The following is a 17,169-nucleotide window of genomic DNA, read 5'->3' on the forward strand; positions in this document are numbered from 1 at the left end:
CGAGGGCCAATCTGGCCAAAGTCCTCCAATCATTCTCCATCAGACGAGTAAGCAGCTCCGGTACTTCAACAAGAATCAAGTGGGCGACCATCTAAAGAGAAGAAGACCTATCCCTGAGGGGTAGGTCTTTGATCTATAATAGAGGAGTTGAAACGCATATTACTTTTTCGGGTGGAATGACGATAGAGTCAAGAAATACATATATTTATAACTCTCACCAAAAATGTTTTGATCATAAATTGAATCCCAATGATCTGCCAGCTCCTCAAGTAAAATTGCCGAAAAGTGTGTTGGAGCAAAAGAAGAGGGTATTGGATGAAATTATAATCGGAGATGATGGATTTGGCATGGATAAAGATACTTTAGAAAAGCTGTCTACTCCTTTTTATTCAACGAAAAAATACGGATGGGGTCTAGGATTATCGATGAGCTATAGTATGATTGAATTGCATAAAGGAAGAATAAAAGCAGGAAGCGAGAATGGAAAAGGGACAGCCTTTATCATATGGCTGCCGCAAACTTAAAGGCGCTTGCGCGCGAGACTGCTGCAGCTGCTGATCCCGATGATGGGATACAATGGAATTGAAGTTGGTTGTAAACAGTGTTACTCTAGCAACGGTAAACTTGAAATCTAAGTTTTGCAATACATCTAGTAATAGTCACTATTCTGGTTAAAGAAAGGTAACACTATGATAAAAGTTGATAAATTATCGTTCTCATTTCCGCAAAAGGAACTATATAAAAACATTTCATTTACGCTTGAAGAGGCGCAGCATTGCGCTTTTATAGGAACAAGCGGCAGTGGGAAAAGTACATTGATCGATATCTTGATGGATCCGGAAAGATATTTGTTCGAGGGCAAGCTAGAAATAGATCCGGCTTGCAAAATTAGGCATGTAAGTCAGTTCCCGCAATTCGACAAAACGAAAGAAACAACCGTTTTTGAATATATAGGGGAAGAATTTATTAAATTACAAGATGAAATAACAGCTATTTGTACGGAGATGGAAACATCATCGGATATGGATGCCTTATTAGAAAAGTATCAATTCGCTCTAGACGCATTTGATTCAATCGGCGGGGCTGATTTTGAAAGCAGCATTAATAAGAAGCTAAATCTAGCCAACCTTACAAAGCTAAAAGATCTTAGGGTATCCGACCTCAGTGGCGGGGAATTCAAGCTTATTCAAGTGATGAAGGAAATGCTTAGTCGTCCGGACTTACTGATTATGGACGAGCCCGATGTATTTTTAGACTTCGAAAACCTAAATGCGCTAAAAAATCTTATTAATTCTCACAAAGGGATGCTGCTAGTTGTTACGCACAATCGATATCTATTGAATCATTGCTTCAACAAAATCATACACCTTGAAAACATGGAGATCCAAGAGTTTGACGGGCGATATATGGATTATAACTTCTCATTGCTTCAGACTAAGATCGAGTTGCAAGAGCTCGCAATCGCTGAGGCTGAAGAAATGGAGAGAAACGATAAGATAATCGATAACCTTAGAGCTATCGCGACTTATAATTCGGAAGCATCTAGAGGGAGAGCATTAAAAGCTAGAGTTAGGTTCCAAGAAAGATTGGAAGCGCGTAGAATTAAAGCGCCATTTGTTGAGATTAAGCAGCCGAATATTCGTTTTGGCATTGAAAATGAATTGGAAGACACTGTTGTTGTAAAAGTCGATAATTATAGCGTTGCCTTTGATGAGCTGCTTTTAGACCATGTTAGCTTTGAGATAAATGCTACGGACAAAGTAGCCATTATTGGTCCAAACGGTACTGGCAAAACGACTTTGCTCCGAGATATCTTTAGAAATAATCATGCTTCAATTGAAATAAACGCGGATGCTAAAGTGGCTTATTTATCTCAGAATCAAGGCGAAGTGCTTAAGGATTCGAATACAATCCTAGAAGAATTCATTGATGCCGGATTTAACACGTATGATGAGGTTAGATCGTATATTTCGAGCTATGGCTTTGAAGGAGAAATCGTTAATCAAAAGATAGCATCTTTATCCGGCGGAGAAAAAAACATGCTTCAATTAGCTAAGGTTTCTGCCAGTAAAGCAAACGTACTGCTTCTTGATGAACCGACAAGCCATTTAGACATCTATTCGCAAATCGCGCTGGAGAAAGCGATTGAGGACTATAAAGGTGCCATTCTCATGATTTCTCATGATTTTTATTCTGTTGTAAATGGTATGGATTATGTTCTGATCATTGAAGATAAGACGTTTAGAAAAATGAGCATGCGAAAATTTAGGCAGATGATTTATGCTAGCCATTTTGATAAAGACTATCTGGCAACGGAACAAAATAAAAAATCAGTTGAAATGAAAATAGAATTGGCTTTAAAAGATAAGAATTTTGAACTTGCAAAAGTATTGGTTGATGAGCTCGAAGAGCTGATTAAATTGCTTTAAATGACAAACCTCTAATTGAAATAATTAGTCCGAGTTGACCATTGTTAAGAAGCAGAGTGCCAAAGCATCTGCTTCTTTTTTATTCTGGTTACGTCATCAAAGGAAAATTCACCTTGTTTTTTTATCACAAGTAATAACAGCTATGTCACTTATGAAACAATCTAAGCAGAGCCGAGATTTCCTCTAAGGATTCTTTTTGACCGTTTTTGATCCACATCACCCACACCTCAAACACGCCCGCGCTCATGAAGTCGATCCAATAGCTGCGTTTTGCGCCCGTCCAGTCCGGGAAGGGAACGATCTTATCATAAAGCCTGGCGATATGGCTCTTGAATATTTTGTACAGCACCTGTATATACTCGCTCTCAATGGCCATTTGAAAATCGCCGGAATGCTCGTGAAAAAACTTCGTCAAATCCGTTATTTTCTGCTCGTGGTTCGTTTGCAATGTAGTTTTATTAAAGATATCCGCATAGATAGGCTCGAAATATTCCTCCAATACTTGTTCAAGACTATCGAAATTTCTATAGAATGCCATGCGACTGACGCATGTTATCCATGTTGCATCTCCTACGCCCAATAAAGTCTATAGAGACGAAAACGAAATGATTCGACCCGCCCGGGACGGAGTACTGCGCGTTCTGAGAGCGGCGCGTGATGCAGGAGTCAAGCGCGCTGTTCTCACTTCGGCTTTCGGAGCGATTGGCGTGGGACATACGAATCACAAAGGACCATTCACGGAAAAAGATTGGTCGAATACGGACGCGAACATTCATCCTTATCAAAAATCGAAAACGATCGCCGAGAAAGCGCTTGGGCATTCATTCGCCAAGAGGGCAATGGATTAGAACTGGCAACGGTAAATCCCGTCGGCGTGATGGGGCCGATCCTAGGCAGTGATTATTCGCATTCGAATAGCAGCGTTCGACAGATGTTGGAAGGAAAAATGAAGGCCGTCCCTAAAATATATTCCGATTACGTAGACGTTCGAGACGTTGCGGAACTGCATGTTCTGGCAATGGTGCGTCCCGAAGCCAACGGCGAGCGGTTTATTGCCTCTACGGCAGAGAATCTTTCGATGTTGGACGTTGCCAATATCTTAAGAAAACATATGGGAGAAGATGCAAAAAACGCTCCAAAGCGACAAATCCCAAATATAGTCGTTCGCACTATGGCACTGTTTAAACCCCAATTAAGAATGATTGCATCCCTCTTGGGACTGGATATGTCAACGAGCAATCATAAAGCCAAACAGTTACTGGGATGGAACCCGCGTTCGGCAGAAGAAGCCATTGCGGCGACAGGCAAGAGCATGGTGGAAATCATGAAACAACAGCTAAATGAATTACGCCGATAGACTCGTTAAGCTGAACCGTACCATAAGTAGGGCGAAATGAATCACTCTTTTTTCAATAGTTATAGTATAATTATATGCAATAAAACTAATAACGAAATTGATGTATCGCGCGAAGGAAACATATGAAGCAGTCCTTTAATAAAGGAGTTGTGTCAAATGAATAAGAATAAAAGTACGGAAATGAAACGCTCTTCAAAAGCAGAAAACATTCTAGCCCAGGTCAATAGCAAAACTAAGCTAGGCGACTTGCGAATCATCGCGAAGGACATTAAAAAAGATCACGAACTAGCTATGGAACTTTGGTCAACCGAAGAGTTTTTGCCCAGACTATTGGCAACCTTGATTATGGACAAAAAACTTCTTTCAGAAGATGTGTTAAATAAGCTTGATAAGGACATGAAGATTCACACCTTTGATGAGCGAAATAACTTAATGGATTGGTTAATGGCTAATCAGCTCACCAAAGACAAGAAGACCATTGCATGGATGGAGTCATGGGAAAATAGTCCTTCTGCTCTTCAAAGGCGAGCCTTCTGGTATTACAAAGGGCGATTAAGATGGACCGGACAAACACCGCCCGATAACAACGAAGACTTACTAGCTGCAATTGAAGCTGCTATTACGCAGGAGGAACCGGAGGTTCAATGGGCTATGAATTTCACCGCGGGCTGGATAGGCGTGTATGATCAAAAGAATCGAGCACGTTGTATTCAACTTGGCGAGAAAACAGGTCTTTATAAAGATCAAATGGTATCAAAGGGCTGTACTCCCAATTATTTGCCGGAGTTCATTGCGATTGAAGTTAACAAACGAAATAATAGTTAGTTACCCCTGGAAAATTCAATATGGACAAAGGATCTGAAAGTAAGCTTCCAGATCCTTTTTTGCGTATCTACATACATTTAGAAAACCCGCACAAGGTACAATGATCAAGGTCGGGCAGTCCATCTATACGGCTTTGCGATTACGGCAGATGAATAAGAACGGATTCCGTTTAAAATGCTGCAGCCTTTTATCCAAGAAATCACTCCTTGTCGGGAGTGGTTTTGCCTTTCTATACGAGCCGGACATGCGCCACAAAACAAAAAGCCGCGCAGTCTGCGCGGCTCCCGCCTGAAAACTATTAAACCTGTACCCCCTGCTTCCGGTACACCTCCGGAAAATGATCGCCCACGAGCAGCTCGCCCGGCTGTACGTTGACGTAGGAGAGCATGACGTGCTCGCCTACAGGCTCGTAGCGGGTGTGGCCCGGCATGTAGTGCACGGCGATGGCGCGGCGCTTCATCTCCGAGCGGTTGTTCGGGCTGCCGTGCCAAGTCAGGCAGTGGTGGTAGCCCACTTGGCCTTTCTTGATCTCGAACGGCACGGCATTTACTACCGCGTTGTTTGGCAGCATCTCCGGCTGTTTATGGTACGGCATGAAGTCCGGCGTGCTATCCAGGTAACGCTGGTGATTGCCCCACTTGTGGCTGCCCGGCACCATCCACATGCAGCCGTTCTCGATGACGGCGTCGTCAAGGGCGACCCAAGCACTGACGAGGTCGGCGGGCTGGATGATCGGCCATAGCGGGTGATCTTGGTGCCATTGCGTGGGTCCGCCCGTAATCGGCGGCTTATATTGCACTTGGTCGTGCCAGATGCGAAGCGAATTGGAATGGCAAAGCTGGGCAATTTCTTCGCAGATGACCGGATGCGCGGCATGCTGGAGGAAGCGATCGCTGGCGAGCCAGATATTAACGATCTGGACGACACTCTCGCTCGTGATCATTTTCATATTGTCATACGGGGAATCCGAATTTAGCATGTCGCGATTTAAGACGGGTTTATTGACGGTCTCGCCGTTCATCACCTTGCCCAGCTCCTCGCGAAGCTCCTCTACCTCGTCCTCGCTCAGCACGACCCCACCTTTTAGAAAACCGTTGTTTTCAAACTCCGCGATTTGTGCTTGACTTAACATAGGATCCATTCCTCCTCAAATGAATTGTCACCCAAACAGCCGTATGGCTGTTCGTGATGATTCATACATCGAAAGCATGAGCTCAAATGAATTGTCACCCAAGCAGCCGTATGGCTGTTCGTGATGATTCATACATCGAAAGCATGAGCTTAAATGAATTATCACCTCAATAGACCGTGTACGGGCTATCGTGATGATTCATACATCGAAAGCTTTATGACTTGATGTGTTAAGCATAACGGAGTTTGTAAGCGGTGTATTTACAGATACGAAACAGGTCTTTGCACTTTTCAAATATCCTATATCCTTCCCGCGATGAGGTGATTTCGACGTATGCTCCAAGACCCGCCGCATTCACATCCGGACATTGTTCTTGGCGCGATAGATGACCTGCGGCCAACGGTTAACTTCGCGAGCCGGGCCGAAGTGCCTGCCGCCGAGCAATGGGGGCCGCGCATTATCCCGGACTATCAGCTATTCTGCCTGCTATCGGGCGAAGCCGAACTAACAATTGGCCAGGAACAATATACGCTGGCAGCAGGAGACAGCGCGCTGTACGGACCCCATTGTCCGCACCGAATCATTACGCGAACCGGTGCCGTCTTCATCGGCATCCATTTTGCATACCGGCATCCGTCGCCGGAGCCTGTCCATCCCGCATTCTCGATTGAAAGCTGCAGCGAGGAGGAGCTTAAGTCCAGCATTCGTCCCAGGTACAAGCTTGAGCTCCACAACAAAGAGCTGCTGGAGTTGCCGCCTTTCTTTACCAAGCCTGACCTCAAGCCGACCCTGATGCGTATTGTAAAAGAATACATGGACGAGCAGCCGGGCTACCGCATTGTGCTGCGTTCATTAATGACAGAGCTGGTCACCGCCATTGTTCGCAATCAGCTGACGAAGCGGCCGAGGTCGCCGGAACAAGGCAAGATTGATCCTGCCCTCCAGGCGATCAACAACCAGCCGGAGAAGAACTGGACCGTCAACGAGCTCGCAGCGCTGTGCGGCTATCACGTCATCTATTTCTCTTCGCTATTTCGCAAATGTACCGGCGATAGTCCGAAGCAATATCTTATCAACGAACGTATCCGCAAAGCGAAATACTACCTGCTGAGCGGCGAGAAGATGGAAGTGATCGCAGAGCGGCTTGGCTACGCCAGCGTTCATTATTTCTCCCGAAACTTTAAAGAGGAGACCGGGCTGACGCCTACGGAATTCAAAAATTGATTAAAACCTCGCAGCAGGATTGGAAGGGCTTGGTGGGATATGGGAAGGTTTTATAATACAGGGAGGCACTGAAATCGAAGCAGAATTAGAAGCGTATACGGAAGAAAAGGAAGTTGAACTAGTAAGCTGGAATAGTTGGTTCTTAGAGGCGTCAATGCTTATAGGAAGGGCCATATCGTGAACAGAATGGCCCCAAGCTATTATCTTGCGAGCTCTCCATTAATCGCAATCCGATTGGTGCCGTTCGCTTTGGCGATATACATCGATTGGTCAGCCACTCGTATGAGATCGAGCTCTGTCATGCCCGTTGCCCATTGCGTACAGCCGACGCTTGTGGTCATCGGAAGACGAAACTCCTTAATCAGCATCGCCGATTCCAATTGCTTGATTAACTGAAGGGCAACCTGCACCAAGCCGTCGTAGTCGTTCTGCAGCCATGCAGCCACCACGAACTCATCGCCGCCTACGCGCGCGACCAGGTCGGATTCGCGAATGGCATTCTTGATTCGATTCGCGAATTCGACAAGCACGAGATCACCGATTTCATGTCCAAAGGTATCATTGCACTGCTTGAATTTGTTCAAATCGAGGTAGAATAGCCCGAATAAGCATTTTTCTCGTCCGGCGCGTTTAATCCAGTCCTGGATTCGTACGCTAAAGCCTCTGCGATTCAGCAATCCCGTCAGAATGTCGCGCTCTGTCAATTGAATAAGCTCGCGCTCTAGTTTCTCGCGTCTTTCTATTTCGGATCTTAATTGAATCAATAATTGCTCGTAATCGTTCAGGATCCGAATTTTTTCGTCGTAATTGATTTGCTTGCTTAGCTCCGACCCAAGAGCGAGAGACAACAACTGCAACGTCTCGATATCGCGGTTAGAGAAGGCATCGGGACGGCCGGAGATGACCTTCAAGACGCCTACGGCATTGCTGGTCTCGAACAGGGGAACGCAGACCATGCTTCTCGCGCCGACCTTCATAGTGGCTTGCTTGTTGACGCGATCATCCTGCTGCGTGTCCGGCGAATATAAAATATTCTTCTCCGTCACGCACAAGCCCGACAAACTGCCGTCCTTATGGATTCGGATTCCATGATGAGGCTGTAAAGTGCCGCTTACGGCGGCATACACCATTTCATCGCCCGCCAGCATCTCGATAGTAGAGCCGTCGGCATCGGTTAATAGGCACATCCGATCACAAATCGTCTGCATAAACAGCTTTAAATCAAAGTTGGATAACAGCATCTGCTGCTGGACTTCCATGATGACTTTCAGGCGATGGTTCTCAATCATCGTCCCTGTTCCCCTCCAAGCTTATATAGTATTCCTGCCCGAACATATTAGATAACATGCTAGCATGTTTAAATAGGTTTGTCAGCCCGGCAAAAGGCAATTTATCATTCATACCGCGAGGTCACCAGGAGGTAAAAACATGCACACGAAAGAGAGCTTAATACAGCAATTTGAGGAGATGGGCATCGACAGAAAAGGAACTCTATTAGTCCATTCCTCGATGAAGAGCATAGGGAAGGTCGAAGGCGGAGCGGACACTGTCTTAGATGCGCTTTCGGAGTATATGAAGGATGGGCTATTGGTCTTGCCCACTCATACGTGGTCCTATATTAATGCCGACAATCCGATATTTCACGTGGAACATTCTCCTGTCTGCGTGGGCATCTTACCCGAGCTATTTCGCAAAAGGCCTGGTGTAGTGCGTTCGTGGCATCCCACTCATTCCGTGGCGGCATTAGGCTCGGATGCCGCAGCGTTTACAAAAGACGATCATCTATTCGATACTCCATGCGCTAGAGGCTCCGCCTGGGGGAAGCTGCTCGATCGTAGAGCGACCATATTGTTAGTGGGGGTCGATTTGAAGCGCAACACCTTTATTCATGGAGTCGAAGAATGGGTGGATATACAAGGCCGGTTAACGGATGGGCATGAGATGCTGTGCACGGTATTACCCGATGGCACGGAAATTCCCGTACCTTCCCGCAGACATTGCGGGCTGTCGTGGTCGCAGCATTTTTGGAAAGTAGACGAGGTACTCGAAAGTAAAAGCGCCATGCATAGGGGGCAGCTTGGTGATGCCGTTGTACGCGTGTGCGATGCGGAAGCGGTGGAGAAAGTCATCACGGAAATGCTCAGGAGCAATCCTGATTTGTTCTCGGATAACGAACCTTTGGACCATTCGCTTTATATCAGATAAGTGGATTAGCAAGCTAAAGATATTTCTTGATTTAGGGGCTTTCTCTGCAAAAGAGAAGGCCCCTTTTGTTATGCTGTCTCTTCGTTGAAGGCTCGAATATAAGGGGGGGAGTTGGAATTTAGCAAAAATCTAACGTTTGTTGACTGCGGTCTCATGTTTTTAGTCTGGAACTGAGCAGGCGATTTTCTATAAAATGACATCAATTAGATGGATCAGCATGTTTCTTGAAGGGGCTTACGGAGACTGAAAGCGCGTACATGCTGATCGCAAAAAAAACGCAAGGAGTGGCGAACATGGACATGAAGAGCGGGCCAAAACGCTTGCGAATACGCTGGCGCACGCAGGATACCGAACTGACGCTTCTGGCCTTACCAACGACCCTCTGGTATATCTTGTTTTGTTTCTTGCCAATGTTTGGCCTTATTATCGCCTTTAAAGATTTCAAGATCCACGGGGGTTTTCTGAGCAACGTCATCCACAGCGATTGGACCGGCTTCAAGAACTTCGAATTCCTGTTCAAGTCGAACGACGCTTGGGTCGTAATCCGCAATACGCTCGGCTACAATCTGATTTTTATCGTGCTGAGCATTGTGGTCCCCGTCACCTTAGCACTGATGATTGGTCAACTGCATAGCGGCAAGGCCGGCAAAATCTATCAAACGCTGATGTTCTTGCCGTACTTCCTCTCCTGGGTCGTGGTTTCCGCTATTGTTTGGGCGTTTCTAAGCTTCGATAAAGGGATCGCCAATCAATTCCTGGCCGTTCTTGGCAATGATCCGGTGAACTGGTATATGGAGCCGAAATATTGGCCGTACTTCCTGGTTTTCATGAACGTATGGAAGGGTCTAGGCTACGGCATGGTGATCTACTTGGCGACCATTACCAGCATCGACAGCACCTACTACGAGGCTGCCGTGATTGACGGCGCGTCCAAATGGCAGCAAGCGCGATACCTTACGCTGCCGCTTATGAAGCTCGTCATCGTGATGATGTTCATCTTGGCCGTTGGCCGCATCTTCTACACCGATTTCGGCCTGTTTTTCCAAGTACCGCGGGATTCCAACTCATTGTTCAATGTAGCGACCACAATTGACGTTCTTGTGTATAAGCAGCTCAAGTCCGCAACGCTCGGCATGGCATCGGCTTCCGCATTCCTACAATCCGTGATGGGCTGCGTAACCATTCTGATTGCCAACTGGGTCGTTCGTCTCGTAGACCGAGAGAGTGCAATGATGTAAAGGAGGAAGCGGAAATGTCATCAAAAGGGAATTTTGAGACAGGTTTGGACAAGTTCAACCGGATCCGAACCGGCACGAACGTGGTTTTCCATCTGATTTTTATCGTATTGGCGCTGCTTTGCCTAATACCTGTCCTTGTGGTGCTGTCCATATCGCTGACCAGCGAGGATTCAATACGGGAGAGCGGGTACCATCTCTTCCCGACGGCGTTCTCCGGTGACGCTTATCACTATATCGTGCAGCAGGGGACGATGATCACGAAGGCGCTTGGCATCTCCGTGCTCGTTACCGGGCTTGGTACCGTGCTGGGCGTGCTCCTTACAACATCCATGGGATACGTTCTATCCCGGCCAAATTACAAGCTGAAAGGGCTTCTGACGTGGATCGTGTTCATTCCGATGGTGTTCAACGGAGGCTTGGTGTCCAGCTACTATATCAATTCGAATATGCTGGGCTTGAAGGATTCGGTGTGGGCGCTCATTCTGCCGCTGGCCGTTTCCTCCTTCAACGTCATTATTTGCAAAACCTTCTTCCGAAGCACGATTCCGGACGCGCTGATCGAATCCGCCGAGATCGACGGCTCCAGCCAATTGCGCATCTACTTCTCGATCGTGCTGCCGATCTCGCTGCCGGTCCTGGCGACCATTGGATTGTTCCTCTGCTTCGCCTATTGGAACGATTGGTTCCAATCCATGCTCTACATCGACAACCAGAGCCTGTACTCGCTGCAGGCGCTCTTGAACAGCTTGATGACCAACGTGGACGCCCTGGCGAAGAATGCTTCCAGCATGGGCATCAGTTACGCGGAGCTTGTCGCAACCATGCCCAAGGAATCCGCGCGCATGGCCGTGGCCATTGTCATCGTGGTTCCCGTGGCCGTTGCTTACCCGTTCTTCCAGAAATATTTTATTTCCGGTCTGACGGTAGGCGCCGTGAAAGGTTAACCCGAAATAAACTCGGATTCGTCCGGTTTATGATATCCGCCGGGCATGGTTGACGGCGGGAATAAAGAAAGCTATTAAAGGGAGGAAATGTACATGAAAAGGACGAAGAAAAAATGGCTCACAATTAGTGCCGTAGCGCTTCTGACAACCGCTCTTGCAGGCTGCGGCAACTCGAATTCCAATTCCGAATCAAGCAGCAGCACGCCTTCGAATGACAACAAGGCGGCAAGCACGCAGACGGAAACAAGCAAGCCCGCTGATTCGGGCGAGGTGCCTACGCTGGTATGGTGGACCATCGGCGGCCAGACGCCCGCCAACTTCGACAAAGCGATTGCCGCGATGAACGACTACACGGCCGAGAAGATCGGCGTGAAAATCGACATCAAGGTAGCAAGCTGGGGCGACTGGGATACAAAGATCAATACCATCGTAAATACAGGCGAACCGTTCGACATCATGTTTACGAATAACTCCAAGTATAGCCAGCAAGTAACGATGGGCGCTTTTGCCGACCTGACCGACTTGGTGCAAAGCGAATCGCCCGATCTCTACAAACTGATTCCTCAAAAGGTTTGGGATGGAACAAAAATCGGAGGGAAAATCTACTCCGTGCCGACTTACAAAGACTCCTCCTTGACCCAGTACTGGGTGTTTGACGATAAGTACGTACAGAAGTACGGCATCGACACGGCTGCGATCAAGTCGTTGAAAGACCTCGACAAGCCGTTCCACGATATGAAGGCAGGCGAAGGAAAAAGCTTCTATCCGCTGTCGCTCACCCAAGGCGACGGATTTAACGGATTCTTCAACGGCTACGACGATATGACGCTTGGTCTGCCGCCAATCGGCGTGAAGGTCGACGACGCTTCCCGCAAGGTCGTCTCCGTGCTAGAGCAGCCGGACATCATGGACGGGCTCAAGCAGCTGCACCAATGGTACCAAGACGGCATCATCAATCCGGACGCGCCGACGAAAACGGAAGCGGACAAAGCCCGCCCGTTCTTCGCGGCACAGGCATTCCCGGGTGCGGAAGCAAGCTGGCAGATTACGGAGGGTGTAGAGAAGTACACCATGTTCCAAATCTTTGGCCCGATTTACACGACGAGCACGATCCAAGGCTCCCTGAACGCCATCTCGGCCAACTCGAAATATAAGAATGAGGCGTTGAAATATTTGCAGCTGGTCAATACGGATCCGAAGCTGCGCAATATGCTGGCCTTCGGCGAGCTGGGCGTTGACTACGACAACGTGGATGGAGAGAAAGTCATTGAGCGCAAATCGGATACATGGCCGCTTGCCGCTTATACGCAAGGGACGTTCTTCGACCTGGCTGTAACGAAAGGCGCTCCGGTAGATCAGTGGGATCAAGTTCGCAAGCTGAACGATCAAGCGACTTCCTCCACGAACTTGGGCTTTGCGCTGGACATCAGCAAGCTGAGCACCGAAGTGGCCAATACGAAAGCGGTATGGGACAAATATCGGTATGAACTGCTAACGGGCGCTTCCGATCCGGAGAAGATGGTACCGAAGATCGTTGCGGAATTGAAGGCCGCCGGCATGGATGCGATTACGAAGGCTGCCCAGGAGCAAGTCGATACGTACTTCAAATAAATCTTGTCTGTTATCAACATCCAGAAAACCCGAACGGATCGCCGTTCGGGTTTTCTGGCACAAAATTTTAGGATTGCTTTTATCGATAACAACGTTATATGTTTGAGCAGTGGGGGCGAAAAAGCCTATTGCAAAGGAGATGCCGCATGCGTTCATTTATGCAAATTAAGATCTATCGCGGCAAGTTCATTGCATATGCGGTATTTGTGGTGTTCATCGGCCTGGCGCTCGGCGCGCTTACCTGCGCAGTACTGCTGGACCAATGGGTAGGAAATTCCAGGAATGAAGCCGCCGGCGCGTTCTCCCGGGTGGAAAACAGCCTTCAGTACGATGCCGACCGTATCGAAGCGTTCATGCAGCGAGTGTATTCCAACAGCGGGCTGGTGTCCGACATTCGCAGTTTTTTGGGTAATAACGCGGAGGGCTATCTGACGAGCAGGCTGCAAGACAGCCACTATAACCGGCCGCTTGTCTCCTTTCCCGACGATATGAAATCCTTCTTAAGCAACGGGGGCAAGGGAGACATCACGCAAATCAGCCTGCATACCGAGCAAGAGGGCAACGTGGTGAGCTTTGACAATAACGGCAATACGAGTTACCTATTCCGTCTGCCGAGCTCCGATGAAACGTTCCGCGAGACGATTCAAAAGGGATTCGTCTACCACAAAAAGCTATCGGATCCGAACCAAATCTCGCGTCAGCTCGGCGAATTCCGCTTCCTGGTCAGCAGCGACCGGATTTTTAAGACGGTGCAAAACGACCATTTGGACGAAGCTGCTGCAGTCAGCGACTCGGGAGACGTGTACCTGATAGCGGGTAACGGCCGCGGCACGGAGGAGCTAATTCGCCGGATTGTGGCGGATGGCCGCACGCATGGCTTTCTATCAACGGGATTCATGGACCGTGCGTATTTCGTGACGTTCCACTCGAGCGAGTTCGATTATCGGTTCGTCAGCATCGTGGATTTAGCCTCATTGATCCGTCAAAAAGCGAACGTGCTGCTCATCGTATTTCTCATCGTACTGGCCGCGATGATCTGTGTTCTGCTGCTCATCGTTTACAATCTGCGCGAGGACGCAAACTTCCTGCGGCGGATTATTGTTTCCATCGGGCGCGTGAAAACGGCGGATTTTACGCCGGTGAACCCGGCCCGCTACCGAAGGAACGAATACGGCATGATCGCCCGGGAACTGGACGATATGATCCGTCAGCTCGATCGGCATATCCGCACCAATTATCTGCTAAAGCTCAAGCAGCAAGAAACCGAAATGAAAGCGCTTCAGCATCAAATCAATCCTCACTTTCTGTACAATACGCTCGAGGTGATTCGTTCCTCTGCGCTGATGAACAGCGCCGACCATACCTCCGACGCCATCGCCACCTTGGGTGCCCTCTACCGCGATATCGTGAAAAACGAGAATATTATTTCACTCGGAAGCGAGTTAAACTTGCTTCAAAAATACCTGAAAATTATGGAATTCAAATATCCGGAACGATTTTATTATCAGTTTAACGTGGAAACGGCGTTACTCGCCTTGCCCACCGTCAAATTCTGGCTGCAGCCGCTCGCGGAAAACTTTTTTATTCACGGCTTTCACCCGGAGAGCGAGTTCAATCTGCTCCTTGTGAACGGCTGGGAGGAAGAGACATGCTTCGTGCTGGAGATCGTGGACAACGGCAACCGGATTTCCGAAGAGCGTCTGGACGAAATCAGGAAAAAGCTCTCCAGAGGCGACGACCCGGTAGACAGCATTGGTCTGCGCAACGTGTATACCCGGCTGCGCTTTTTCTATGGGAAGGGCTTCTCCATGACGATCGACAATAACGAGGAAGCGGGCGTTAAAATAACTGTAATCCTATCCAAGGAGGCGACGAACGATGTACAAGCTGCTGATCGTGGATGACGAGCCACAGATTTTGGAAGGAATGAAGCGCACGCTGGACTGGGAGAAATACGGCTTTGGCCGCATCGAGACGAGCGAAACGTATGAGGGCGCGATCTCGAAGGCGGTGGAGATTTTGCCGGATTTGGCGATTTTCGATGTATGCATCGGCAAGCAGCGCGGTTATGATGCCATCCATAAGCTCAACGAACTGCGTCTTCCCTCGAAATATATTATCATGAGCGGCTATGGCGAGTTCCAGTATGCCTTGGAGGCGATTCGCTGCGGGGCCAAGGACTATCTGCTCAAGCCCGTCGATCGTTCGAAGCTGCAGCAGCTTGTCGAGAAGATTATCGTAGAAGATCTAAACGGTAAGCTGGCAGACGCGGATCGCAGCGACCTGGATATGGACCCGGTACTCGGCGTGCGCTATGACAGCCTGTCCAAGCTGACCAATCGCATTCTGCTCATCGTCAAGGCGGAGTATGCCCAGAACCTCAGCTTGAAGTCGGTTGCGGAACGTTTTCGCATGAACGGAACGTATCTCGGACAGTTGTTCCTCAAGGAAACGAAAAAGAAGTTTTCGGAATATTTAATGGCCTACCGGATGCTTCGGGCCCAGGAACGCATACAGTCCACGGACGAGAAGATTATCAGCATCGCGCTTTCCGTCGGATATCCCAACCTGAACTATTTTTATTCTCATTTCCACGCTTATTTCGGCAAATCGCCCTCGGACTTGCGGAGAAAGGAATAACGACGCCATGCGGGAACAACGGAAATGGAGTCGTCTCGCTGCAGCCTTTCTGCTTGTCATGATGCTGACACTGCCTATGTCCGGCTGTTTCTCTGCATCCGGCAATGACGAGAAGGCCGCGTTGGCGGGCGATACGGTAAATTTGATCTATTACACGATCGGGGATCCGGACAAGGATCTTAAGATGGTTAACGACAAGATCAACGAGATTCTGGCCAAGAAAATCGGTATTACCATCACGTATATCAAAGTGGGCTGGCAAGAGTACGAGGACCGTCTAAATACTCTCGTGTCGGCGGGAACTCCCTTTGACATCGCCTTTGCGCCGGAGTACGCAACCTACGCGCAGCGCGGCGCGTGGCTGAGGCTGAACGACTACCTGTCGAACGAGGGGAAGGATATGTATGACGCAATCGACCCTACTTTCTGGCAAGGCGTACGGATGGATGACGGCGGCATCTACGGCGTGCCGACCAATAAGGAATTAGCCGTTCGCGACCAATGGATGTACCCGGATACGCTGGTGAAGAAGTACCATATTGATATCTCGAAGTATACAACGCTTTCTTCCCTCGAGCCGCTGTTACGGATGATCAAGCAGAAGGAGCCCGCTTATCTGCCGATGGAGCTCGATAAGGAATCTCAGAACTTCTTCGCCTTGGACGGCTACGAATACGTATCGGAAAAAACGCTTCCGTTAATGCGGAATGTGCTGGATCCCGATTCCCCGGTTGTGAATATATTCGAAACCGACGAAGCCCGGAAGGTACTGGATCTTCTTCGGGACTATTATGTGAAGGGCTATATCAACGAGGACGCGGCCATGCGGGAAACCGAAGGACTGAAGCGGGGCGGGCTGGTATTCTGGAAAGCCGCTGGGGGAGGCCCGCTGGCGGAAAACAGCTGGAGCAAGGATCGCGGATACAAGCTGGTGGCTTACCCGGTAACCCCTGCGCTCATTACGACGGAATCCATTCGGGGAGGGGTTATGGCCGTCAGCGCGGATACGAAGCACCCCGTCGAGTCTGTCAAGTTCCTCAATCTGCTGAACACGGATCCCGAGGTTCGCAATTTGTTCAATTTCGGAATCGAGGGGGTGCACTACACCTTGGATCGCAACGGCCAGGTAGTGCCCATTCCGCCCAAGGACAAGAACGGCAATCCGATCCCGGACGCGCAGCCAAGCTATGGAGGCGTGCAATACACCCAGGGCAATTGGTTCATCTTGAAGACCATGGGCGGTGAATACCCGGATCCCTTGGACAAATGGAATCAATTCCGCGCAAGCAACAGGGAAGCGGTTGTATCAAGTACGCTGGGCTTTACCCCGGACTTGTCCCGGATGCCCATTCAGATGCAGAACATCCAGATGGTCTGGGAGAAATACTTTCCCAGCCTGATGACGGGCAGCGTGGACGTCGCTTCGGTGCTGCCGATGTTTAATCAGGAGCTTCGGCAGGCGGGTATCGACGAGGTGCGATCCGAAGTGCAGAAGCAGCTTGACGCTTGGCGAGCCGCCCATTCGTCACTCGGATGAGCCCCAGGAAGTGATGGAGGAAAGTCG

General features: G+C 48.9%; 16 protein-coding genes. 13 read left to right on the forward strand and 3 right to left on the reverse strand.

Annotation, left to right across the window (positions count from 1 at the left end; genetic code table 11):
- Nucleotides 1–128: 128 nt before the first annotated feature.
- Both M3194_RS09970 and M3194_RS09975 read left to right on the forward strand, forming a co-directional pair.
- Nucleotides 129–524, forward strand: coding sequence for an ATP-binding protein (locus M3194_RS09970; protein ID WP_251653289.1), 396 nt, complete (start codon nucleotides 129–131; stop codon nucleotides 522–524).
- Between the two features lie 165 nt (nucleotides 525–689).
- Nucleotides 690–2,429: an ABC-F family ATP-binding cassette domain-containing protein gene (locus M3194_RS09975; RefSeq protein WP_251653290.1), complete on the forward strand. Its 1,740-nt coding sequence runs from the start codon at nucleotides 690–692 to the stop codon at nucleotides 2,427–2,429.
- Nucleotides 2,430–2,574: 145 nt separating this feature from the next.
- Here M3194_RS09975 and M3194_RS09980 read toward each other — a convergent pair whose 3' ends face one another.
- A complete protein-coding gene (locus M3194_RS09980) occupies nucleotides 2,575–2,967 on the reverse strand; it encodes a TetR-like C-terminal domain-containing protein (protein ID WP_251653291.1) in 393 nt (130 codons plus the stop codon).
- Between M3194_RS09980 and M3194_RS09985 the strand changes: the two genes are divergently transcribed.
- The 3 genes from M3194_RS09985 to M3194_RS09995 all read left to right on the forward strand — a co-directional run bounded on the left by M3194_RS09985 (nucleotide 2,966) and on the right by M3194_RS09995 (nucleotide 4,611).
- Nucleotides 2,966–3,277, forward strand: coding sequence for an NAD-dependent epimerase/dehydratase family protein (locus tag M3194_RS09985; protein ID WP_251653292.1), 312 nt, complete (start codon nucleotides 2,966–2,968; stop codon nucleotides 3,275–3,277). The two genes, M3194_RS09980 and M3194_RS09985, sit on opposite strands and share 2 nt — an antisense overlap.
- Nucleotides 3,278–3,360: 83 nt before the next feature.
- A complete protein-coding gene (locus tag M3194_RS09990) occupies nucleotides 3,361–3,786 on the forward strand; it encodes a Rossmann-fold NAD(P)-binding domain-containing protein (protein ID WP_251653293.1) in 426 nt (141 codons plus the stop codon).
- Nucleotides 3,787–3,942: 156 nt separating this feature from the next.
- Nucleotides 3,943–4,611 (forward strand): DNA alkylation repair protein, encoded by a 669-nt coding sequence (locus tag M3194_RS09995; RefSeq protein ID WP_251653294.1) that lies wholly within the window; start codon nucleotides 3,943–3,945, stop codon nucleotides 4,609–4,611.
- A 298-nt stretch (nucleotides 4,612–4,909) separates the two neighbouring features.
- Here M3194_RS09995 and M3194_RS10000 read toward each other — a convergent pair whose 3' ends face one another.
- Nucleotides 4,910–5,743: a phytanoyl-CoA dioxygenase family protein gene (locus tag M3194_RS10000; RefSeq protein ID WP_251653295.1), complete on the reverse strand. Its 834-nt coding sequence runs from the start codon at nucleotides 5,741–5,743 to the stop codon at nucleotides 4,910–4,912.
- A gap of 333 nt (nucleotides 5,744–6,076) precedes the next feature.
- On the opposite strand from M3194_RS10000, the gene M3194_RS10005 reads away from it, so the two are divergent.
- Nucleotides 6,077–6,967, forward strand: a complete 891-nt coding sequence (locus tag M3194_RS10005; protein WP_251653296.1) for an AraC family transcriptional regulator — start codon at nucleotides 6,077–6,079, stop codon at nucleotides 6,965–6,967.
- A 200-nt stretch (nucleotides 6,968–7,167) separates the two neighbouring features.
- Here M3194_RS10005 and M3194_RS10010 read toward each other — a convergent pair whose 3' ends face one another.
- Complete coding sequence (locus tag M3194_RS10010; protein ID WP_251653297.1) at nucleotides 7,168–8,256, reverse strand: sensor domain-containing diguanylate cyclase; 1,089 nt, start codon at nucleotides 8,254–8,256, stop codon at nucleotides 7,168–7,170.
- A gap of 139 nt (nucleotides 8,257–8,395) precedes the next feature.
- Between M3194_RS10010 and M3194_RS10015 the strand changes: the two genes are divergently transcribed.
- From M3194_RS10015 to M3194_RS10045, 7 genes are all read left to right on the forward strand, one after another.
- The gene (locus tag M3194_RS10015) at nucleotides 8,396–9,172 is read left to right on the forward strand and encodes an AAC(3) family N-acetyltransferase (RefSeq protein ID WP_251653298.1); all 777 of its coding nucleotides are present in this window, start codon (nucleotides 8,396–8,398) and stop codon (nucleotides 9,170–9,172) included.
- A 293-nt stretch (nucleotides 9,173–9,465) separates the two neighbouring features.
- Nucleotides 9,466–10,410 carry an ABC transporter permease gene (locus tag M3194_RS10020; RefSeq protein ID WP_251653299.1) on the forward strand — a complete coding sequence of 315 codons (945 nt, stop codon included), beginning with the start codon at nucleotides 9,466–9,468 and terminating at the stop codon, nucleotides 10,408–10,410.
- Nucleotides 10,411–10,424: 14 nt separating this feature from the next.
- Complete coding sequence (locus tag M3194_RS10025; protein ID WP_251653300.1) at nucleotides 10,425–11,354, forward strand: carbohydrate ABC transporter permease; 930 nt, start codon at nucleotides 10,425–10,427, stop codon at nucleotides 11,352–11,354.
- 93 nt (nucleotides 11,355–11,447) lie between these two features.
- A complete protein-coding gene (locus M3194_RS10030; protein ID WP_251653301.1) occupies nucleotides 11,448–12,965 on the forward strand; it encodes an ABC transporter substrate-binding protein in 1,518 nt (505 codons plus the stop codon).
- Between the two features lie 146 nt (nucleotides 12,966–13,111).
- Nucleotides 13,112–14,869, forward strand: a complete 1,758-nt coding sequence (locus M3194_RS10035; RefSeq protein WP_251653302.1) for a sensor histidine kinase — start codon at nucleotides 13,112–13,114, stop codon at nucleotides 14,867–14,869.
- Entirely contained in the window at nucleotides 14,844–15,605 is a 762-nt protein-coding gene (locus tag M3194_RS10040; RefSeq protein ID WP_251653303.1) for a response regulator transcription factor, read from the forward strand. Before M3194_RS10035 ends, M3194_RS10040 begins: the two co-directional genes overlap by 26 nt.
- A gap of 7 nt (nucleotides 15,606–15,612) precedes the next feature.
- The gene (locus M3194_RS10045) at nucleotides 15,613–17,142 is read left to right on the forward strand and encodes an ABC transporter substrate-binding protein (protein WP_251653304.1); all 1,530 of its coding nucleotides are present in this window, start codon (nucleotides 15,613–15,615) and stop codon (nucleotides 17,140–17,142) included.
- Nucleotides 17,143–17,169 lie beyond the last annotated feature (27 nt).

The organism is Paenibacillus glycanilyticus (genome assembly GCF_023715145.1).
GTDB lineage: Bacteria > Bacillota > Bacilli > Paenibacillales > Paenibacillaceae > Pristimantibacillus > Pristimantibacillus glycanilyticus_A.